Source organism: Candidatus Thiodiazotropha sp. AKAK2 (assembly GCF_058244685.1).
Genome location: NZ_JBSYOP010000036.1, coordinates 1 through 20661, shown reverse-complemented (window position 1 = coordinate 20661; position 20661 = coordinate 1). Strand labels below are relative to the sequence as shown.

Sequence of the window (20661 nt, the reverse complement as noted above, 5' to 3'; positions counted from 1 at the left end):
ATCAATAAAAAACAATTGGTTATAAATGTATGGCTGTTAAAGTCATCTACTTCTTAAAAGACAATTCAGGTTAAAGTTCTCCGCCTTGAGGCCGTTACAAATAGCGGAGGCGGTAAATACCAACAATTGAATGGTATATCCGCTAAATGCAAATCGCCGGTGATCGAGCGCTTAATCATAGATGCCATCATCGGTATAGATAGAGGAATTAGTCATGGCAATCACAGTCAACACTAACGTTTTTTCCCTTGCCGCACAGAAAAACCTGAATCGTACACAATCCGATCTTCAAACTTCCGTTCAACGCCTCTCCTCCGGTCTTCGCATCAACATGGCGAAAGACGACGCCGCCGGTCTGGCGATCGCCCAGTTGCAGACTGCACAGGCTCGCGGTTTGACCGTAGCACAGCGTAACATTGCTGACGGCACATCCTTCCTGGGTGTTGCGGATGCAACCCTGCAGTCAGTCAGTGACATGATTCAGCGTCAACGTGAGCTCTCCGTACAACACGGTAGTGGTCTCTACACCGCAGCACAGCAGGCTCTGATGTCTGTTGAATTTGATGCGCTTACCGCAGAAATCACCGCTTCATTGGGTCGTGCGACCTTCAACGGCACCGCCGTATTCGGTGGCGGCGGCACCATCGTGGTCGGTGCAAACACAACTGAAACCATCGACATTTCAGTTGCCGCCCTGGCAGCCCGTACCGCTGCGATCTCCAATACCGCAACGGCTGATGCCGACCTCAACGCGGTTTCAACTGCACTTGCCAACATTGGTGGGCTGCAGAGTCGTCTGGAACAGGCCGGCCGTGTTGCCGCCAGTATGGAAGAAGCGCAATATGCTGCTGCCGGACGTATCATGGATGCTGATTTCGCCCGCGAAACAGCGAAATTCACCAGTGCTCAGGTTATCCAGCAGGCAGGTGTTGCAGCCCTGTCCCAGGCCAACTCGATTCCTCAGTTGGCATTGAGCCTGCTGCAGTAAGGTAGGGTCCGGGGGCGCTCGCCGCCCCCGGGTGCTAAACTTGGAACATATACAGTAGGGTATGACCATGCCAAACGTAATCACTGATTTGGCCAATCAATACGCCTATAAACGTGACGTTCCCAGTACTGATGGCAAGAGTAGCGTTGAGATACAACCGAAGAGTTCCGAGCCGGTAAAAATCTCACCGAAACAAGATCAAGCACTGGAAGAAAAGTCTGCGATTGATCCCTCTGAGCTGGCCAGTAAGGTAGAGAATCTGAATCAGCTCGTCTCAAGGGATCTGGAGTTCAGCGTGGACGATGAAACCGGGCAGCAGGTACTGAGAGTCATCGATTCCGAGACTGGAAAGGTGATCCGTCAGGTGCCTTCGGACCAGATCTTGCATGTTATATCTCAAGTTCAAAAGGCCACAGAAGGGATGCTTCAAGGCGTACTGTTGGACGACAAGTTTTAAGATTGAAACTGCTCACTTGTTAAGAGGGGCATAACTGAGATGACTATAGGCTTTTCAGGGATAAGTACAGGGTCCGACTGGAACTCGATCATCAACCAGCTGTTGCAGATCGAAAGTCGGCCCCTGACCACCCTGCAATCACGTGAAAAAGAGATCGATGAGAAGATCAGCGACTTCGGGCTGGTCAAAAGTGCCATCGATACCTTCAATTCCACCGTTGAAGAGCTGACCAGCTCCACCGGTTTTGCTGCGTTTAATGCCACCTCAACCGAAGAGGCGGTGCTCACCGTCTCTGCAGACTCCTCTGCGGTACCGTCCAGTTATGATGTCGTGGTCACCCAGTTGGCGGAACGCGACAAGATTGCCTCCTCGGCCTATGCGGATGCCATCACGGCCGTCGGTACAGGTACCCTGTCGATCACCGTCGACGGCAATACCATGGATCTCGTGCTGGATGGATCCAACAACACCCTCACGGATATCCGGAATGCGATCAACAGCGCCACCGACAACCCTGGGGTTACCGCAACGATTCTTAATGAAACATCCGGAAGTCGTCTGATTCTGACCAGTGAAGAGTCGGGTCTGGCCAGCGCCATCACAGTCAGTGTGGCGGATGGTGACGATGCCAGTAATACGGATGCCAACGGCCTGTCCAGGCTGTTTCACATCGGCGTGGGCGGTGACGGCCTGGCCGAACAGATTGATACCGCCCAGGATGCGATCCTGACCATTGATGGATTCAGCATCACGGGTGCCTCGAATACAGTAACCAGCGCCATTTCCGGTGTGACCCTGAGTCTGACCGGTGCCGGTTCATCCACCATCAATATCACCCGCGACAATACCGAGATCGAAGAGCGAATCAGCGGTTTTGTCGATGCCTACAATACCCTGATCTCCAAGATCGATGAGTTGGAAGCAGGTTCTCTCTATAATGACAGCAGTCTACGGCGTATCAAGCAGGGTTTTGTCGATGTCATCAACCAGACCGTGGATATCGCTGGTGATACGGCCTATCTCTTTGAAATCGGCATCACCCGGGACAGAGATGGCGTTTTATCGGTCGATAGTAGTGAACTTTCCACCATCCTGGCCGATGACTTCAATAGAGTGACACAGATACTCTCTGAAGCAACCACGGGCTATGCGACCAGGTTCTACAACTATACCGAGTCGTTATTGCAAGTGGGGGGGCTGCTGGACAGCAAGAATGAGACCCTGAACAGTCAGAAAGACTCTGTGCAGACTCAGATCGAACGTCAGGAGTTGCGTTTGCAGACTTTTGAGGCCAAGCTCATTGAGCAGTTTGCCGCACTCGATCAGACCATGGCGGTGTTGACCAGTACCAGTGAGTATCTGACCAATCAGCTTTCGTCATTGAATAACAGTAACAACTAGCCTGGTTTAGGGTTAGACTTTAATCGACCACCAAGAAGGTAGAATGATGGTAAAGAATCCGGCTATCAACAGTTATCGTCAAGCAGCCTCATCCGAGGCGATGTATGCTACCCCTTTTCGGTTGGTACAGATGCTTATGACCGGTGCGCTGGACGGCATGGCGAATGCCAGAGGCTCGATTATCCGCAAGGAGCATGAGGCCCGTAACAATGAAATCAAGTGGGTGATCTCGGTGATCGATGCCTTACGCGGCGCCCTGGATTTTGAACAGGGTGGCGAGATCGCCAACAATCTCGATATGCTCTACGACTACATGATCCGTCGCCTCTTCACTGCGAATGTTGAACAGGATGTGGACGCCCTCGATGAAGTGATCTCCCTGTTGAAAGAGATCAAGACCGCCTGGGATGCCATGCCGGAAGTGATCCAGAATGCGTCCAATATCAAGGATGTGGTTAGAGATCTGTAGCGGCTTGCCTTCTCCAATCTGACTGTGGGGGGCCTATTGCGTGTCTCAGCTTCAGCAAAATCTCAGCCAGGCGCTTGAACTGAGCCAGAAGATATGCACGCTGGCACAGGAGGCTGCCTGGAGTGAAATGGAACAGGCGGACAGACAGCGGATTATCCTTCTCGAATCCATCTTCAGCGATGCGGATTTCCAGCTGAAATCTGATCACTATGAACCCCAGTTGCGAAAGATTGTTGATCTCAACGAGCAGGCTCTGGTGTTCTGTGCTGATGCCAGAGGCAAACTGAACCGGCAGGGTAAGTCACTCAAGGTCGGCCGGCAGGCGCTCTCGGCCTATAAGAAGAACTCTTTTGACTAGGAATTGAGCCGACGGGCTAGCCGAGGATCAGCTCCAGGACCACTTTGGTGCCGAAATAGGCCAGCATCAGCACCACAAATCCGCTCAGAGTCCAGATCAGGGCCTTCTGTCCACGCCAGCCGAACCGGTAACGTCCCCACAGCAGGGTTCCAAATACCAGCCAGGCGATAATCGACAGGATGGTTTTGTGCGCCAGCTGCTGCTGAAACATGTTTTCCAGAAATGCGAATCCGGAGAGCAGGGCCAGACTGAGCAATACAAAGCCCACTGCAATCATTTCGAACAGCAGGCTCTCCATGGTCTGCAGTGGCGGCAGGGCGCGGATAAAGCCCCCCGGATGGCGCTGGCGCAAGTGGTGATCCTGAATCGCCAGCAGCACCGCCTGAACACTGGCCAGGGTAAACAGGCTGTAAGCGAGCATCGAGACCAGGATGTGTATGGTCAGTCCGGAAGAGAGCTGGCCACTGAGAAAATGGACCGTCTGATAGCGGTTCTCCAGAAAGATCGCTATGGCGGCAATCGGCATGATGAAAATGCCTAGATTCTCAACCGGCTTGGTCAGACTTGAGATCAGCAGCAGGAGTGCAATGGTCCAGGCAATCAACGACATGGCATTGAAAATACCCATATTGAATCCCGACGCGGCCATCAGATTCTGGTAGTGGGGGATTGCGTGCAGCAGGATACCCAGAAAGCCCAGACCCAGGGCCAGTGACCTGGGTAAACCTGAACCAATGCGGCCGTTGAACAGGCGCAGTGCGATGACGGTTCCCGATGCCAGGTAGGCGATAATGGCGAGTGTTGCGGTCAAAGGTGAAACTTCTCTTGAAATCAATCAACTTAGGCCGGATATTCGCACATTTGACTGCTGCTGTGAAAGGGAGATGTTCAACACCTGCCAACTTCTTTGCGGCAAAAGCAGATTTTACGGGAGCAGATGGCTCGAGCTGGTATATAATCACCGGTTCGATGCACCCGGCGCTGTTGATTGAGGAGACGATATCCTCAGTGTCGAAGTGGAAATTCAAGCGGACTCGAGACGGATATGTTTGACAATCTGACACAAAGACTGGGCAAGGTTCTGACCAATTTACGGGGCCAGGGCCGCCTGACGGAAGAGAATATCAAGGAGACCATGCGTGAGGTGCGCATGGCTCTGCTCGAGGCGGATGTAGCGCTGCCGGTGGTGCGGGAGTTTGTCGATCAGGTGAAGCAGAAGGCGATGGGCGAAGAGGTGATGAAGAGCCTCACCCCGGGCCAGACCCTGATCAAAATCGTCAACGATGAACTGGTTCAGGTGATGGGTGAGGCCAACGAGTCTCTCGATCTGACCGTCCAGCCGCCAGCGGTGATCCTGATGGCTGGTCTGCAGGGTTCCGGTAAAACCACCAGTGTCGCCAAGCTCTCCCGCTGGTTACAGCAAGAAGGTAAAAAGAAGGTCAGTGTGGTCAGCTGTGACGTCTATCGTCCCGCTGCGATCGACCAGTTGCAGACGCTCTCCAAAGAGGTGGAAGCCAATTTCATCCCCAGTCAGGGCGATGAGAAGCCGGTTAAAATCGCCAAGCGGGCGATGGAGACGGCGAAGCGGGATTTTGCCGAGGTGCTGATCGTCGATACCGCCGGTCGTCTGCATGTGGACGGAGAGATGATGGAGGAGATCAAGCAGCTCCATCAGATACTCAGTCCGGTTGAGACCCTGTTCGTGGTCGACAGCATGACCGGTCAGGATGCGGCGAATACCGCCAAGGCCTTCAACGATGCCCTGCCACTGACCGGTGTGATTCTCACCAAGGCGGACGGTGATGCGCGGGGCGGTGCGGCCCTGTCGATCCGACAGATTACCGGCAAACCGATCAAGTTCATCGGTGTCGGGGAAAAGACCGATGCCCTGGAGCCTTTCCATCCGGATCGTATCGCCTCGCGGATTCTCGGTATGGGCGATGTGCTGACCCTGGTGGAGGAGGTCAGCCGCAAGGTCGACCAGGACAAGGCTGCCAAGCTGGCTAAGAAGCTGCAGAAAGGCAAAGGCTTTGATCTGGAGGACTTCAAGGAGCAGATGCTGCAGATGTCCAAAATGGGTGGCATGAGTGGGCTGCTCGATAAGCTGCCCGGTATGGGCGAGCTGCCCGATCATGTGAAAAATCAGGTGGATGACAAACAGGTCGGGCGCCTGATCGCGATCATCAACTCGATGACCCCCCATGAGCGCGCTTTTCCCGCAGTGATCAAGGGTTCAAGAAAACGCCGCATCGCTGCCGGTTCAGGCACCCAGGTGCAGGATGTGAACAAGCTGCTGAAACAGTTCACCCAGATGCAGAAGATGATGAAGAAGATGAAGGGTGGCGGCATGAAGAAGATGATGCGCGGACTGGGCGGCCGATTCCCCGGGGGTGGTATGCCTGGCGGCGGCATGCCCGGTGGTGGCGGTGGATTCCCCTTCTGACTGCCCTAAACGGCCCTGTGGGAGAATGGTTAACTTATCCGAATAAGCCGCAAATGACCGCCAATAACCGTAAAATGCTGCGAATAGCTTTCAAATTACAGCCTCCAATGGGTACATTCGCGGTGATTGGCGGTTAACCTTCAGGCTGGTCCTGCATCTCCAGTAAAATTGGGGCGTAAATGCCTTAAGTTAAGCGCCATTCACCCTATAGGCTATTTATATAAGGGGTGGTTTAGGCTATAGGCGCTAAAAAATGCCGATTTGGGTCTTCACATTGGGGCAATCTTAGCTATAATACGCCGTTTCCCGCCGGCCGGTCCGGTGTGTTAACAAATTTTCAAGGGTACATCATGGTAACCATACGCCTATCTCGAACTGGTGCTAAGAAGCGTCCGTTCTACCACATTGTTGTCACAGACAGCCGCAATGCTCGCGACGGCCGCTACATCGAGCGCCTGGGCTTCTTCAATCCCGGTGCTGTCGGTGGTGAAGAGGAGCTGCGTGTCGATCAGGATCGTATTGAGCACTGGGTCTCCAAGGGCGCGCAGCCCAGCGAGCGCGTTGCAAGCCTGCTGAAACAGGCTGCCAAGCAGCAGGCTGCCTGACAGGATTTGTTTCGTCCAGGCCTGACAGCCGCTCAGGACAGAGACAATGTCAGATAGAGAGATGATCATAATGGGCCGGGTTTCTGGCCTGTTTGGTGTCAGGGGGTGGCTCAAGATCTACTCCTACACCGCACCGAAGGAAGGGATCCTCGGTTACAAGCAGTGGTATCTTAAGCGCCAGGGTGGCTGGCAGGAGTTCAAAGTTATCGCTGGACACCCCCAGGGCAAGGGGATTGTCGCCCAGCTCGCAGGTTACGATGATCGTGACCGGGCTGCGGAGCTGATCGAGAGTGAAATTGCAGTCGGCAAGGATCAACTGCCGAGTTTGCCCGCCGGTGAATACTACTGGACCGATCTGGAAGGATTGCGGGTAGAGACCCTGGAAGGGGTCGACCTGGGGCGGGTCTCCCACCTGTTCGAAACCGGTGCCAACGATGTGCTGGTGGTGAAGGGGGATCGGGAGCGATTGATTCCCTATACCATGGGAGAAGCGGTGCAACGCATCGACCTGGATGCCGGCTTGATGGTGGTTGACTGGGACCCGGAATTCTAAGCCATGCGCTTTGATGTGGTCACCCTGATGCCCGATATGTTTGACGCACTCAAAGGAGAGGGTGTGGTAGGCAGAGCGATCAGCCGAGGGTTAGCCCAGGTTGAACTCTGGAACCCAAGGGACTACACCACAGACGTACACCGGACTGTGGATGATCGGCCTTACGGTGGTGGGCCGGGTATGGTGATGAAATATCAGCCCATGCAGCAGGCCATCGAGGCAGCGCTGGCTGAAAGCGAGTCGGCCAACGTGGTCTATCTGAGCCCACAAGGCAGGCGGTTTGACCAGCAGTGTGCCAAGCGGCTGGCAGAGAGTCGTCAGCCTCAGTTGCTGCTTGCAGGTCGATACGAAGGGATCGATGAACGGCTCATCGAACGTTATGTCGATGAGGAGTGGTCCATCGGGGACTACGTTCTGAGTGGCGGGGAACTGGCCGCCATGGTGGTTATAGATGCGGTGATCCGTCTGTTACCCGACGTACTCGGGGATGCGGATTCCGCAGTACAGGACTCTTTCATGGATGGGTTGTTGGATTGTCCCCATTACACCCGCCCGGAAGAGATTGATTCGATGTCGGTGCCGCCGGTTTTACAGAGCGGCAACCATGAAGCCATTCGCCGTTGGCGATTGCAGCAGGCGCTGAAGCGCACCCTGGCACGACGCCCGGAGCTGTTGGAAAATCGTCAGCTGACGGCGGAAGAGAAAACGTTTTTAGCAGAAATCAGTGCAGCGTCGGGAGACGCGAAGCAAACACAGGAGCAATAGACCATGAGCAATATCATCGCAGAACTCGACGCCGAGCAGATGAGCCGTGAGGTTCCCGATTTTGGCCCAGGTGATACCGTTGTTGTTCAGGTTCGGGTCAGAGAGGGCGAGCGTGAACGCCTGCAGGCCTTTGAAGGTATCGTCATCGCCAAGCGCAATCGCGGCCTCAACTCAGCCTTCACCGTCCGTAAGATCTCTCATGGCGAAGGTGTGGAGCGTGTCTTCCAGACCTATAGCCCGACTGTCGCTTCCGTGAAAGTGACCCGTCGTGGTGATGTGCGTCGCGCCAAGCTCTACTACCTGCGTGGTCGTACCGGTAAGGCGGCCCGTATCAAAGAGAAGATCTAAGCGCGCCTTTCACGGCACGTTGGAGATCCGCCCTCTGCCTTATGGCAGGGTGGTAAAAGATAGAAAAAACCCCGGTCTGTCGGCCGGGGTTTTTTTATGCTCTGCTACCGCTAAAAGAAACCTCAAACCGGTGGGCCCGGCTCTGACTTGTGATAATCGGCCGGGTGGGGCTGGCGGGTCAGCAGGTTGTGGATCTGCCAGTGTTCGTTTTCCGGTATGCAGTCGTCGATGGTCACCGTCTTCCCCTGCTTGGTCGCCACCGGTTTGCCGTCCTGATAGAGAATCCGGTGCCCCAGTTGTGCCGGGATACGCTTGCCGGGGGTGATGATGCCGGTGAGATTCAGTGGGTCGGCACTGCTGATGGTGATCTGCTGTCGTCGCTCCGGTCGTCTGGCCAGTTCCCTCAGTTGGCCAACCGCTTCGGGTAGGGCGAAATGTTCTCCGGCAAAACCTTCCACGAAACGGCCACCCCGGATATCTCCCCGTGCCTCCATGCGTCGCAGGGCATAGAGCAGATCCCGCCAGGGAGGTAGGCCCTGTTCCCTCTCCAACAGTTTACGAAACACCACCCCATAGCGGTTCAGCAGGATGCGGGCGAATTGCTCGCTGCGCTGTAACCGACCCTCGATGGGCTGTGTCGGACGTACCAGTGACCATCGCCCACCTGAGGCCAGCGGGGCCTGTAACGGGTTGCGGCGACGACTCGGTCGGCGACCCTTCTGAGGGGTGATCATGCTGCGCAATCCCTGGAATTGATCGGAGGTCACCAGACCCCAGGCCACCAGCTCACCCAGACCGTTCTCCAGCTGGGTCTTGAGCAGGCCGGTCTGCTGCTTGAGTTCATCGAAGAAGCTGGCGCCCCAGTTCTTCAGTACCTCGAGAATTTTAACCGCCGTTGTGCTGAGCCCTTCAATGGAGAGCTCATCCTGCTGACGCCAGTGGGGGAGGTTGGTTCTCAGGATGAAGGCCAGCGGGGTGGTCTTGATGGCCGGATTTTTAGGGCCTTTCTGATGACCTTCCGGTTGATGCAGGCGCAGCCAAACCAGTTGGCCTGAACTGCACAGCTGGTCGAGCTCCCCGGAGAAATAGGGCTGTAACCGACTGGGCAGCACCTCCTCCTCCCAGCTTGCTGCGGGCAGGCTGAACCCTTCCAGCTGGCCGATCACCCGTTGCAGAGCGTGGCTCCCTTCGGCAGGCTCATCCAGCCCCTGCCAGTTGAACAGAAAAGCCATGAATTCGCCTGGGCTTACCGGGGCGATTTCGTTACGCAGTTGTTTGAGGGTATAGCGGTGAATACGGGCCAGCAGGCCCCGCTCACACCACTGAATATCAGATTGGGATGGCTCGAAATGGCCTTGAATGGCATAGCCCTCCTGCTCCAGGCTGGCCAGTGCCTGATCAAGCTTGGCGGTAGAGAGTCCCAGGGGTTTAGCCATTTGTGCCACGGTGACCGGTCCCAGACTCTCCAGCCGACTACGCAGGATCTCGATCATGGCTCTGTCAGAGTTCTCCGCCTCCTTGGCTGGAAGCGGCTCAATGGCTGGTTTAGTCTGACCATCGGGACAGACGATGCTCAACGCCTGTAACCGTTCTGCGGCTACCCACAGGACCTGGTTGTCGAGCTTCAGGCGGGTGGCCCGTCGTTGTTGCTGCAACGCTCCGAGGTAGTTTTGCCAGGTGGGCAGATCGACAGGGGAGATCTCATCCTCGACAATGAAGCCGGTAATTACCAGGGCGTCATGCAGTTCGTCCGCGCTGCGAGGCTGGGGCCAGGCCTCCTGCTTGACCCGCTCGATGGCCTGTGGGTCGAGTTGACCCATCTCGGTGGCGTTACCCGCATCCATGCGTCGCTGCTGTACCGCCAGGGCCCGTCGCTCCTCCGCCGGGGTGTCGTCGAGGAAGGCGTAGGGTCGGGCATTGAGAATCTCATGGGCCATTGGCGACGGGGTGGGCAGATCCTTGGCGACCACCTGGATCTCGCCGGATTCGATACCCTGCAGCACACGCTTCAGACCATCGATGTCCATCAGTTCCCGCAGACAGTCCTGCAACACCTGATTTACCAGTGGGTGGTCCGGTACCTCCCGTTCTCCCTGGATATTCTCAAAGCAGGCGAGCTGATCCGGGAACACCAGTGCCACCAGATCTTCCGCGTCGTTGCGCTGGAAGGGGGCGGGTACCCGTTTGCCGTTGCGCATCCGTGGCACCGCCAACGTGATGTTGGTGACCCAGCGCCAGCGGGTGGGGAACATCGGGGCGGCCAGCAGGGCCTGGATCAACACCTGTTCGACACTCTCCGCCTTCAGGTAGCCTGCCGGCTCCTGCAGTGGAAAACTGTGGGTCGGCCCGAGTGAGAGGATCAGGTTATCCTCGTTGGCCGCCGCCTGCAGCTCAAAGTTGAAACGACGGCAGAAGCGTTTGCGTAGCGAGAGTCCCCAGGCTTTGTTGATGCGGGAGCCGAAGGGGGCGTGGATCACGAAGTGCATGTCCCCGGTTTCGTCGAAGAAGCGTTCGAAGACGATCTTCTTCTGACTTGGTACCAGACCGAACAGGGCCTTGGTCGCCGCCAGGTAGTCGACCAGCTGCTCGGCAGCACCGGACTGGAGTGCCAACTCCTGCTGCAGGTAGTCGAGTGCCGCCAGTTTCCCATCATCCAACAGGGTGTCGAGCTTTTCCCGCAGGCGGGAGACTGCTAGGGAGAGTTCATCACTGCGCCCTGGTGCCTCACCGAACCAGAATGGGATGCTGGGGGGGAGGCCGTGGGCGTCTTCCACGAATACCCGGCCCTGTTCGATCTTCAGCATTCGGTAGGAGAAGTTGCCCAGCTGAAAGATGTCCCCGGGCATGCTCTCAAAGGCGAAATCCTCATTGAGACTGCCGACGAAGAGTCCTTCGGGCTGCAGGATCACGTCGTAGTCGAATTGATCGGGAATAGCGCCACCATTGGTGATGGCGGTGAGGCGGGCGTTGCGTCTCGGGCGCAACTTGCCGTTAACCCCATCCCGGTGCAGGTAAGCACCCCGTCGGCCACGCCGGGTATGGAAACCGTCCGCCAGCATCTGCACCACTTCCAGAAAGCTATGCTGGGACAGTTGCCGATAGGGGTAGGCGGATTTAAACCTCTGGTAGAGTTCCTGTTCCTGCCACTCCCGGGCGGAGATTTCGGCGATGATCTGCTGTGCCAGCACATCCAGAGGCTGATCCGGGATCGGAATCCGGTCGAGCTCATCCCGGCGGATTGCATCGAGCATCGCCACCGATTCCACCAGGTCGTCACGACTGAGCGGAAACAGCCTGGCTTTGGGGATACCGCTGAGGTGGTGACCCGAGCGTCCCGCCCGCTGCAGGAAGGTGGCAATGCGATGGGGGGAGCCCATCTGACAGACCAGGTCCACCTCGCCGATATCGATGCCGAGTTCGAGAGAGGCGGTGGCTACGAGAGCCCGCAGGGAACCGGCTTTCAGGCGCTGTTCCGCATCGAGCCGGTGCTCCTTGGCCAGGCTGCCATGGTGTGAGGTTACTGCTTCATCACCCAGCTTGTCAGCCAGGGCGGCGGCCGCTCGCTCCGCCAGTCGGCGGGTGTTGACAAATATCAGAGTGGTGCGATGTTGTCGGATCATCTGTTCCAGGTGGCGGTAGATCTCGTCCCAGGCCTCGTTGGCCATCACCGCCTCCATGGGCGAGCCGGTAATCTCGATCGCCAGATCACGCTGCCGGACATGGCCGGTATCAACAATTGTGCAGGCGTTGTGGGAGGGCTCCTGCTGCACTCCTGTAAGAAAACTGGCCATCACCTCGATCGGCTTCTGAGTGGCGGAGATGCCGATCCTTACCGGGGCTCTGTCACACAATGCACTGAGTCGTTCCAGGCTCAGGCTCAGATGGGCACCCCGTTTGTTACCCGCCAGGGCATGGATCTCATCGACGATGACACTGCGTACCGATTTCAGCATCTCACGTCCGGAGTCGGAGGTGAGCAGAATGTAGAGTGATTCCGGGGTGGTCACCAGAATATGGGGTGGCGAGCGTCTCATCATCGCCCGCTCCGACTGACTGGTGTCGCCGGTACGCACCATGGCGCGGATCGGCACATCCGGGTAGCCCATCTCCAGCAGCGCATCGCGGATGCCGTTCAGCGGCAGCTCCAGGTTCTTATGGATATCGTTGGAGAGGGCCTTCAATGGGGAGACGTAGAGAACCGTGGTCTCATCCGCCAGAGGTAGACTCAATCCCTGCTGGACCAGATGGTCGATCGCTGCCAGAAAAGCGGCCAGGGTTTTACCTGATCCGGTGGGGGCGGAGATCAAGGTGTTCTTTTCAGCCTGTATCGCCGGCCAGGCCAGCGCCTGAACTTCGGAAGGAGATCCGAAATGCTTTTCAAACCAGCTGTTGACTGCAGGGTGAAAGTGAAAGGATGACATCTCCTAATGATACTCCATAGAAAAATAGCTGTTCTGATATCTAAATTAATACAGGTTTACAATTGATTATGTTGGCGTATGGGTTATCCCTAGTAGTCAGATAAGCGTTCACTGAGATAAGGTCAAAACAACCATGAAATGCAGCGGAGGGACCCGTGAGCACGCCGAATCTCTTCACAAACAGCACCCAAGCCCAGTCGTACACGGCAGTTAACAGCGGCATGGAAAGCGCACAGCAGTCAGAGGGCGAGACCCTCTTTCAGCAGGCCAGTCAAAGCCACCAGCCGGATGTTCTGGTCAAGCGCCAATTTGAACAGCGCAACCAAACTCAGAGAAACAAACTCGCCAACGAGTTCATCTCCTCAGCCGGCCGAGAGGGCATCAGCCAACTGGCAACAACCCCGGATGGCCAACATGCTCTTAGCGTGGTGTACGATCATACTGGAAGTGATGGCAGAGGATTGATGTGTCAGGTGCATGAGGAGCAGGGAAGCACGGCAGTCGACTATACCGGCAACCGAAATGAAAGCCCAAGTGGACAATCCGATGATCCACTGAGTGTGAGTGATGCAGGTGTGGAAATCGGGCCGCGTCCAAGTCTATTGCAATACACAGCTATGACCTCCGGCATAGGCTATGGGCTGGCAGAAAATACGGTGAAAGGCCTTGTTCAGATAGGTGTTGTGGTTGGAAAGGAGAGCCCAGATTTAAAAAATGTCGATAACCTCGAATATGCCGGAATCGATGAGCTCCAAGCGGAGCGCAGAGAACCTGGGTTGACTCTACCGAGTTGGGAGGATGTAGGTAATGCGCTTAAGGAAGGTGTTCAAGCGACAAATGAGGCGGTAAAGACAGCTAAGGAAAAAGGGGAATATTTCGAATCTGGCAAAGCAATGTCAAATGACCCACTGCTGCAGATGACAGGACTGGGAGATATGGCAGTGTTTGGTGCCATGGCAAGAATGGGGAAAGCAGCGAAACTCGATTCTCTGGTTTCCGGAAATGCTAAGATAAAGGCGGGTGAAGGAAGCGCTAATCAGATAAGTGATGATAAATTCAGTAGAGCGCAAAGTACTGATAGTGTTTCCAGTGTTGGTGAAAATGGTACGGTACAGGCTGAGTTATACGTTGCAGAAGCTAAATGGACTAATTTAACGCTAAGTGAACGTCATTTCCCAGGTCGAGTATCTATCCCTAAAAAATCAGGCAATACGATGCTAATAGTATCCCCCAAAGAGGCTGTCGCAGATTTATCAGAAATCCATAAGCTAGGGAATGAGATTCGAACAGGCGAAAATTTCACAGTCTCTTCAGGACGGGTTTATGGTGTGCATAATGATTCCATTCATCCTGTTAGTGGCCCAGGAACGGTTGATATAACATCTTCCGAATACAATATACTTGTGACTGCTCGCAAGAAAGGTTTAGAAAAAGCACAAATGTCACTTGATATGATGACCAATAAAGGGATTTTTTCTCAAGAACAGTATGACCGGACAAAGATGCTACTTGAGTTAATGAATAAGAAGGGTGACTGATGTGAGTAGTTCGTTACAATTTTTTGTTGAGCAAAGATTGGATGAGGATAAATTAATCAATCATTTGAATTTATATTTGTCCAGGGGAGTTGAATCTATAGATTTTCCGTTAAGCGATGCCGATTTTTTTCTTCAAGTGCAAGATTACTCTGATGGCTTTTGTATGGGACTAAATATTTCATGGAGAGATGATCAAGAGTTGGATATTGATGGATTTGAATTGGCAAAATCTATTGCTAGAGAATTCACATCAAATATTTTGGTAGAAAATATTGATGAAGAGAATGGCTGGTGGTTGATTGATAGTGCTGGAAATAGGTTTGTTGTTAGAGTCGAAGAGCTTGAAGATGGAATTACCATGGATAGCAAATTCGATAAGGTCAAATTTAATTGAAATGTAGTTTCCAAATATATATGAGTCTCAGGCTTTTTCGATGATGTTATAGTCGGTGGTTTTCTAGTTTAATGTGCAAAATAGTAAAGAAGTAAAAGAGGATATCCGTAAATCAAGCTGATTCGGCAAGAGATTGGAAATATACAACATAACTGATTTAAATAGCCGCCTTAAAAGGGAGTAACGTGGGGTCAGAGAACAAATAATTTCAATAGTCGAGAGTTTTGTTCTCTAACCCTTAAAGAACCACAAACGGTTCAGTTATATTACAAGTCGATGATAACCTGCTTGATGCTGTTGTCTTCCGGATAAGGGGTAACCTGGAAGTAGAGGGATTTCATCAGGTCGAGCATCTTGAAGTTGTTGCTCAACACCTCACCCTCCATTCTCTCAAGGCCCCGGTCTCTGGCAATCCCCATCAGGTGGTTCATCAGCTTGTGACCGATCCCCTGTCGTTGCCACTCATCGGCCACCACCAAGGCGAATTCACAGCTGCGCTTGTCGGGGTTGATCACATAGCGGGCAACGCCCAGCTCCACCTCATGATGTTCATCCTCGGTAACCGCAATCAGGGCCATTTCGTTGTGATAGTCGATCTGGGTAAAGCGGGTGAGCATCTCCGGAGTCAGTTCCTGAATGGAGCTCATGAAGCGGAAATACTTGGCCTCATTGGAGAGCTGACGGGTGAAGTTCTGCTCCAGATCTGCATCTTCCGGCCGGATCGGACGGATCACAATGTTGATGCCATTGGGCAACTGATTGCGGGCGACAAGATTGACCGGGTAGGGATGAATCGCAAGATGGTGGTAAGGGTCGGTGGAGGGACGTGGGTAGTTGACCCGAATCCTGGCATCCACCGCCACAGCGCCCTGATCATCAAGAATCAGCGGATTGATATCCATCTCCTGGATCCATGGCAACTCGCAGGCCATGCTGGAGACCCGCAGCAGTACGTCCACCAGGGCTTCCCGGTTGGCGGCGGGCATGTGTCTGAACTGGTTGAGCATCTTCGACGCTTTAGTGCGATCGATCAGATCACTGGCCAGACGTCGGTTGAGTGGTGGCAGGGCAATGGCCGAATCCCCCATCACTTCAACCGTGGTGCCACCGCTGCCGAAGCTGATCACCGGACCGAACACCGGATCCCGGACGATACCGATCAGCAGCTCCCGACCGTTCGGACTTTGGTACATCTGTTCAACGGTCACCCCTTCGATTGTCGCCTCCGGACGGGTCTCTTTGACCTGTTCGATCAGATCCCGGTAGTTGGTGCGGACCGCCTGGGCATTGTTGATATTCAGACGGATACCGCCTGCATCGGATTTGTGCGAGATGTCCGGCGAGAAGATCTTCATCGCTACCGGAAAACCGATTGATTCCGCCAGGATCAACGCTTCGTTGGCGGATCGTGCGATGCCGTTACGTACCGCATTGATTCGGAAGGCGCCCAGTAAGGCAAAGGATTCCGGTTCGGAGAGAACTTTGCGCTGCTCCGAGAGGGCGCTTTCGATGATCAACCGGGCACCCTCGGCGTCAGGTTGTTCATGACGTCTGGAGCTCTTTGCCGGGGTCTGCATCAGTAAGCGCTGGTTCTCCTGATGGGATGAGAGATAGTAGAAAGCATCAACGGCATTTTCCAGAGTACGGAAGGAGGGCAGTTTGGCATTGTTGAACAGCTTGCGCGCATTCTCGATTTGCTTGCCGCCCATCCAACTAGTGAGGATCGGCTTCTTATGTTTATCCGCCAGATCGATCAGCTCCTGCGCCACCGCGTCGGGTTGGGTCATTGCCTGTGGGGTGAGGATGACAATGGTGCCATCGACCCCCGGGTCGTTAAGGCAGATATCCACCGCAGCCCGATAGCGCTCCGGGGGAGCTTCGCCGATGATGTCCACTGGATTACCGTGAGACCAGACCTCGGGCAGGGCTTCATTGAGTGCCGTGATGGTATCGTCGTTGAAGGACGCCAGTTCGATGCCCAGATCCGAGGCCCGATCCGCCGCCATGACACCTGGGCCGCCACCATTGGTGATGATCGCCAGTTTGTTGCCGTAAACCCGGTATCTTGACGAGAGGGCCTTGGCCGCTGAAAAGAGTTGGGAGATGGTTTCCACCCGCAACACACCGGATCGTGACAGGGCGGCAGAGAAAGTCTCGTCGCTACCCACCAGGGCGCCGGTATGGGACATGGAGGCTTCCGCACCGGCGGCGTGGCGTCCCACTTTCAACACGATGACCGGTTTGATACGGGCTGCAGCACGCAGTCCGCTCATGAACCGGCGGGCATTCTTGATGCCTTCCACATACAGCAGAATGCTGTCGGTTTTAGGATCGGATACCAGGTAGTCCAGGTAGTCACCGAAGTCCAGGTCGGCTGAGATACCGGTGGAGATCACCGTGGAGAATCCGATGTCGTTCACCTCCGCCCAGTCGAGGATCGCGGTGCAGATCGCACCGGACTGAGAGACCAGGGCAAGATTGCCCGACTTGGCGTTGTTGTTGCCGAAGGTGATGTTGATTCCCTGGTCAGGACGGATCAGGCCGAGACAGTTCGGTCCGATAAAGCGGATGCCGAACTCCTTGGCGACTTCCACAATCCGCTCTTCCAGACGCAGACCGGCTGGTCCCGATTCTCTGAAACCGGCAGAAAGGATAATCATGGTTTTTACGCCATGCAGACCGCAGGCCTCGACAATCGCCGGAATGGTCTTGGCCGGTGTGGCGACAACGACCAGCTCAACCGGCTTGCCGATCTCTTCGATCGTCTTGTAGGCTTTGACTCCCTGTATCTCTTCATGCTTTGGATTGATCGGATAGATCGCGCCTTTGTATCCGCAAGAGATCAGGTTTCGAAATACCACTTCGCCAACCGAGTTTTCCCTTTCACTGGCTCCGAACATGGCGACGCTTTTCGGTGAGAATAGTGGGGTTAAATAGTGTGATTGCATGAGTTCCAGCCTATTGAACTTCTAGTGAAAAATATTGAGAGTACATGTCCGTTGTTACTCACGGAGGCACGGTGTGATAGTCTGAATTAAAGCATATCCAAGGTGACGTCGATGAGCATTCAGGTTATCGGCATGAATGGTTGGAAGTTTACCGATAATAGATGACAAATTCTTTACTTAAGTAACGGTTTTTAAAGATCTTATAGTGAGTATTAGGCTGCTTAATGAAGTGGCCGTATAGTTTGGGGGTATTTTGTGAGAACGGCCTATATTACCCACCCTGATTGCCTCAATCATGATACGGGTGTGGGACATCCTGAAAACGCTTCGAGACTGCAGGCGATCGATGATCGTTTGATGGCGGCACAGCTCTACGATTTTCTGCGTCACTATGATGCACCGGAGGTTACCCGGGAACAGTTATTGCGTTGTCACGACGAAGCTTATCTGAACCAGGTTGAAAAACTGATGCCGGAATCGGGCCATGCCCACCTCGATCCGGACACGGTGGTGAGTCCGCAGAGTCTGCAGGCCGCCAAACGGGCCGCGGGTGCTGTGATCAAAGGGGTCGACCTGATCATGCAGGAGGGATTGAAAAATGCCTTCTGTGCGGTGCGACCACCTGGCCACCATGCGGAGCGCATGAAGACCATGGGATTCTGCGTCTATGGCAACGCCTCGGTGGGTGCGGCCCATGCCATGGCGGAGTATGGACTGGAGCGGGTGGCGATACTCGACTTCGATGTGCATCACGGCAATGGCAGTGAAGATATCTTCCGAGATGACAGACGGGTGATTGTCTGTTCGACCTTCCAGCATCCTTTCTATCCCTACACGGCGATTGAAGAGAGCCCGGACCATATTATCTGTGCCCCGCTGGAGGCAACCGCGAAGAGCGCGGAATTCAAAGCGGCGGTGACAGACCACTGGCTACCGGCGTTGAATCACTTTAAGCCGCAGATGATCTTTGTCTCGGCTGGATTCGATGCCCATGTGGAAGATGATATGTCAGGGGTCAGCCTGACCGAAGCGGACTACCGCTGGGTTACCGAGCAGATCCTGCAAATTGCCGATGACTATGGCGAGGGCAGGGTTGTCTCTGTGTTGGAAGGGGGTTATGAACCCCATGCCCTGGCACGCAGTGTGGAAACCCACATCAGGGTGTTGATGGATCTGCACTAAGCGCGATCAGACCCGCATCACGGCGACCCGGCTTCCCGAAGTACCGTGGCGTCGAACCTCAAGAATCATGGCCGGGACCCCGCGTCCCGGATCGATGATCCGTTCGACCGCATACATGGAACTCAACAGTTTGGGACGGGCATGGCGGGAGCCGGTGGCTTCAACGACCCGCATGTTGCCTCCCGTCACGGACTGGTTTACATAGGAGTCGACAACCGCCACATGTCCTGGACTGCGTCGGACTGAGTTACCGTCCATCCAGACCAACAGATCTCCCTGCTGAATTGTGTTCGGATCGTTCACCGCCCGGTTTGCCTGGAAATAGGAGGCGGCACCGGTGTTTCGTACCGTGTTGTCTGTATAGTTTCGTTTGCCGCAAGCTATCAGATAGTTGGTGACAAAACCTGAACAGTCGATACCGAGGTGGTCGTCGCAAAAGGTCTGCAGGTTATGTTGATTGACCGTCTGTAACTTATTGGAACGCACGGCCCACTCCAGAGCCAGTTCATAATCCCCGGGGGCACCTTTACCCATTGCCGCATTGCGGATTCGGTTTTTGTTTTGGTTGAACCAGATATCGCTGCGCGAACCTCTTGACACAGTCCGGTAGTCGCGCAGCTCCTCCGTGCCCTCATCCCAATCCATCATGAGGTAGTTTCTGAGGGTGACGCTGTGGGTCGTCTCGCGACAGGTTCTTGAGGCATGGTCATCAACTGCAGACCTGATCCTGAGGCGTCGATATCTTTGCATGAATTCTACAGGTGTCGGCATGGTGCTATTCCTTTATAACCAGGTTGATGGATCGATGTTTGATCGGTTCCGCATCAGTCTGGCGGTGTACGGATACAAACTCTCTGTTGCGCTTTGTCAGCCAGTTGTTGCAACTGCACTCTGGATAGTTTCTGCTGCTCGATGACATCGGTGACGCAGATCTCAGTCGCCGAGATCTTTGCCACGGCGAAGAAGGTAGTGGTGACCTGATCCGGCTCATCGAGATTTTCATGAGCATGAACCTCTGCAATGAGCGCGACTGGTTTTATTCCGCTGGATAACTCTGCAACCCGCCATTCGGCCTGTTCACCAAGATGAAACATCTCCTTCGTTACCACCGCCTGATAACTGAGTGGAAATGGTTGCTGTGAATCAGGCCTGATCTCTATCGATTTTCGACCAGCCCCCACTTTACGCACGATAAGCTGGTAACCGGCTACACCGGGGCAAACTTTGTAGGGCGTGCTATTGGGATCCGTCCGGTCGGTGAAGGCCTGACAGTTGCTGAGGCTTGTGAAAACAGACTTGAAACCCGAATTCTGATAGGTAGCGAAGCAGCCGGACAGAATCACTGCCAGGGTGATGGCCGATATCAGGTATGAGGTTTTACTGTTTTGCTTTGTCATGTTCACGCCTCCATGGTTGTGATTCTAGATTTATGCAAACTTGCTTAAAGGTAATTTTTAACAGTGCAGTAGGCAATTTTTCTCATTACGGATTTTGCAGGCTAGAGCGCAAAGTGCATTGAAAACAGTCAGTCGACCCAAAGGGTGAGCGAAGTGTGAGCTCCATGTCTGGTGATATCTGGATCCCGGCATTTGTCCACTTCTGTCTGGAATAAATACGTTTCATCTAGCTGAAAGCTATGCAGCACTTGATTTTGAAGGGTATATGCCCTGAAAGTGAACTAATTAGTCGCCAGGTTAATAAAGCGCCCTGAATGGTGCTTACTCAAAGTGTATTTGGTGGGGCATGGCCCCACCCTACACCCTGAAATCAATGGTAGGGTGGGGCCATGCC

The 20661-nt window shown here is 54.4% G+C and carries 18 protein-coding genes; 13 read left to right on the top strand and 5 right to left on the bottom strand.

What is annotated here, in order from left to right; translation table 11 throughout:
* Positions 1 to 214 precede the first annotated feature (214 nt).
* From AC4IE8_RS18170 to fliT, 5 genes are all read left to right on the top strand, one after another.
* The gene (locus AC4IE8_RS18170) at positions 215 to 988 is read left to right on the top strand and encodes a flagellin (RefSeq protein ID WP_068988023.1); all 774 of its coding nucleotides are present in this window, start codon (positions 215 to 217) and stop codon (positions 986 to 988) included.
* A 67-nt stretch (positions 989 to 1055) separates the two neighbouring features.
* Positions 1056 to 1445 carry a flagellar protein FlaG gene (locus AC4IE8_RS18165; RefSeq protein WP_490791649.1) on the top strand — a complete coding sequence of 130 codons (390 nt, stop codon included), beginning with the start codon at positions 1056 to 1058 and terminating at the stop codon, positions 1443 to 1445.
* Positions 1446 to 1484: 39 nt separating this feature from the next.
* Positions 1485 to 2846 (top strand): flagellar filament capping protein FliD, encoded by a 1362-nt coding sequence (gene fliD, locus AC4IE8_RS18160; protein ID WP_068988024.1) that lies wholly within the window; start codon positions 1485 to 1487, stop codon positions 2844 to 2846.
* A 43-nt stretch (positions 2847 to 2889) separates the two neighbouring features.
* Complete coding sequence (gene fliS / locus AC4IE8_RS18155; protein ID WP_083218255.1) at positions 2890 to 3315, top strand: flagellar export chaperone FliS; 426 nt, start codon at positions 2890 to 2892, stop codon at positions 3313 to 3315.
* A 40-nt stretch (positions 3316 to 3355) separates the two neighbouring features.
* Positions 3356 to 3673 carry a flagellar protein FliT gene (gene fliT, locus AC4IE8_RS18150; RefSeq protein WP_490791648.1) on the top strand — a complete coding sequence of 106 codons (318 nt, stop codon included), beginning with the start codon at positions 3356 to 3358 and terminating at the stop codon, positions 3671 to 3673.
* A gap of 16 nt (positions 3674 to 3689) precedes the next feature.
* Here fliT and AC4IE8_RS18145 read toward each other — a convergent pair whose 3' ends face one another.
* Positions 3690 to 4484, bottom strand: a complete 795-nt coding sequence (locus AC4IE8_RS18145) for a cytochrome C assembly family protein (protein ID WP_068988026.1) — start codon at positions 4482 to 4484, stop codon at positions 3690 to 3692.
* 234 nt (positions 4485 to 4718) lie between these two features.
* Between AC4IE8_RS18145 and ffh the strand changes: the two genes are divergently transcribed.
* From ffh to rplS, 5 genes are all read left to right on the top strand, one after another.
* Positions 4719 to 6116 carry a signal recognition particle protein gene (gene ffh, locus AC4IE8_RS18140; RefSeq protein WP_490791647.1) on the top strand — a complete coding sequence of 466 codons (1398 nt, stop codon included), beginning with the start codon at positions 4719 to 4721 and terminating at the stop codon, positions 6114 to 6116.
* Between the two features lie 350 nt (positions 6117 to 6466).
* Entirely contained in the window at positions 6467 to 6721 is a 255-nt protein-coding gene (gene rpsP / locus AC4IE8_RS18135) for a 30S ribosomal protein S16 (RefSeq protein WP_068988028.1), read from the top strand.
* A 46-nt stretch (positions 6722 to 6767) separates the two neighbouring features.
* Positions 6768 to 7274: a ribosome maturation factor RimM gene (rimM, locus tag AC4IE8_RS18130; protein WP_490791646.1), complete on the top strand. Its 507-nt coding sequence runs from the start codon at positions 6768 to 6770 to the stop codon at positions 7272 to 7274.
* 3 nt (positions 7275 to 7277) lie between these two features.
* A complete protein-coding gene (gene trmD, locus AC4IE8_RS18125; RefSeq protein WP_068988030.1) occupies positions 7278 to 8039 on the top strand; it encodes a tRNA (guanosine(37)-N1)-methyltransferase TrmD in 762 nt (253 codons plus the stop codon).
* A gap of 3 nt (positions 8040 to 8042) precedes the next feature.
* Positions 8043 to 8387, top strand: a complete 345-nt coding sequence (rplS, locus tag AC4IE8_RS18120; protein ID WP_068988031.1) for a 50S ribosomal protein L19 — start codon at positions 8043 to 8045, stop codon at positions 8385 to 8387.
* Between the two features lie 122 nt (positions 8388 to 8509).
* Here rplS and AC4IE8_RS18115 read toward each other — a convergent pair whose 3' ends face one another.
* A complete protein-coding gene (locus AC4IE8_RS18115) occupies positions 8510 to 12808 on the bottom strand; it encodes a DEAD/DEAH box helicase (RefSeq protein WP_490791645.1) in 4299 nt (1432 codons plus the stop codon).
* A 155-nt stretch (positions 12809 to 12963) separates the two neighbouring features.
* Between AC4IE8_RS18115 and AC4IE8_RS18110 the strand changes: the two genes are divergently transcribed.
* Together AC4IE8_RS18110 and AC4IE8_RS18105 are read left to right on the top strand one after the other, a co-directional pair.
* Entirely contained in the window at positions 12964 to 14346 is a 1383-nt protein-coding gene (locus tag AC4IE8_RS18110) for a hypothetical protein (RefSeq protein ID WP_490791644.1), read from the top strand.
* Between the two features lies 1 nt (position 14347).
* Entirely contained in the window at positions 14348 to 14740 is a 393-nt protein-coding gene (locus AC4IE8_RS18105) for a hypothetical protein (RefSeq protein WP_068988035.1), read from the top strand.
* Positions 14741 to 15006: 266 nt separating this feature from the next.
* Here AC4IE8_RS18105 and AC4IE8_RS18100 read toward each other — a convergent pair whose 3' ends face one another.
* On the bottom strand, positions 15007 to 17688 hold the full coding sequence (locus tag AC4IE8_RS18100; protein ID WP_068988036.1) for a bifunctional acetate--CoA ligase family protein/GNAT family N-acetyltransferase: 2682 nt from the start codon (positions 17686 to 17688) through the stop codon (positions 15007 to 15009).
* A 255-nt stretch (positions 17689 to 17943) separates the two neighbouring features.
* Between AC4IE8_RS18100 and AC4IE8_RS18095 the strand changes: the two genes are divergently transcribed.
* Complete coding sequence (locus tag AC4IE8_RS18095) at positions 17944 to 18870, top strand: histone deacetylase family protein (RefSeq protein WP_068988037.1); 927 nt, start codon at positions 17944 to 17946, stop codon at positions 18868 to 18870.
* A 6-nt stretch (positions 18871 to 18876) separates the two neighbouring features.
* Here AC4IE8_RS18095 and AC4IE8_RS18090 read toward each other — a convergent pair whose 3' ends face one another.
* Together AC4IE8_RS18090 and AC4IE8_RS18085 are read right to left on the bottom strand one after the other, a co-directional pair.
* Positions 18877 to 19641, bottom strand: a complete 765-nt coding sequence (locus AC4IE8_RS18090) for a CHAP domain-containing protein (RefSeq protein ID WP_083225917.1) — start codon at positions 19639 to 19641, stop codon at positions 18877 to 18879.
* 53 nt (positions 19642 to 19694) lie between these two features.
* A complete protein-coding gene (locus AC4IE8_RS18085; RefSeq protein ID WP_068988039.1) occupies positions 19695 to 20267 on the bottom strand; it encodes a hypothetical protein in 573 nt (190 codons plus the stop codon).
* Positions 20268 to 20661 lie beyond the last annotated feature (394 nt).

Coding starts and splice junctions, on each gene's coding strand:
- AC4IE8_RS18115 (WP_490791645.1), bottom strand. CDS start 12,808: ATGTCATCCTTTCACTTTCACCCTGCAGTCAACAGCTGGTTTGAAAAG.
- rimM (WP_490791646.1), top strand. CDS start 6,768: ATGTCAGATAGAGAGATGATCATAATGGGCCGGGTTTCTGGCCTGTTT.
- rpsP (WP_068988028.1), top strand. CDS start 6,467: ATGGTAACCATACGCCTATCTCGAACTGGTGCTAAGAAGCGTCCGTTC.
- ffh (WP_490791647.1), top strand. CDS start 4,719: ATGTTTGACAATCTGACACAAAGACTGGGCAAGGTTCTGACCAATTTA.
- AC4IE8_RS18090 (WP_083225917.1), bottom strand. CDS start 19,641: ATGCCGACACCTGTAGAATTCATGCAAAGATATCGACGCCTCAGGATC.
- rplS (WP_068988031.1), top strand. CDS start 8,043: ATGAGCAATATCATCGCAGAACTCGACGCCGAGCAGATGAGCCGTGAG.
- trmD (WP_068988030.1), top strand. CDS start 7,278: ATGCGCTTTGATGTGGTCACCCTGATGCCCGATATGTTTGACGCACTC.
- AC4IE8_RS18165 (WP_490791649.1), top strand. CDS start 1,056: ATGCCAAACGTAATCACTGATTTGGCCAATCAATACGCCTATAAACGT.
- AC4IE8_RS18170 (WP_068988023.1), top strand. CDS start 215: ATGGCAATCACAGTCAACACTAACGTTTTTTCCCTTGCCGCACAGAAA.
- AC4IE8_RS18100 (WP_068988036.1), bottom strand. CDS start 17,688: ATGCAATCACACTATTTAACCCCACTATTCTCACCGAAAAGCGTCGCC.
- fliS (WP_083218255.1), top strand. CDS start 2,890: ATGATGGTAAAGAATCCGGCTATCAACAGTTATCGTCAAGCAGCCTCA.
- AC4IE8_RS18085 (WP_068988039.1), bottom strand. CDS start 20,267: ATGACAAAGCAAAACAGTAAAACCTCATACCTGATATCGGCCATCACC.
- fliD (WP_068988024.1), top strand. CDS start 1,485: ATGACTATAGGCTTTTCAGGGATAAGTACAGGGTCCGACTGGAACTCG.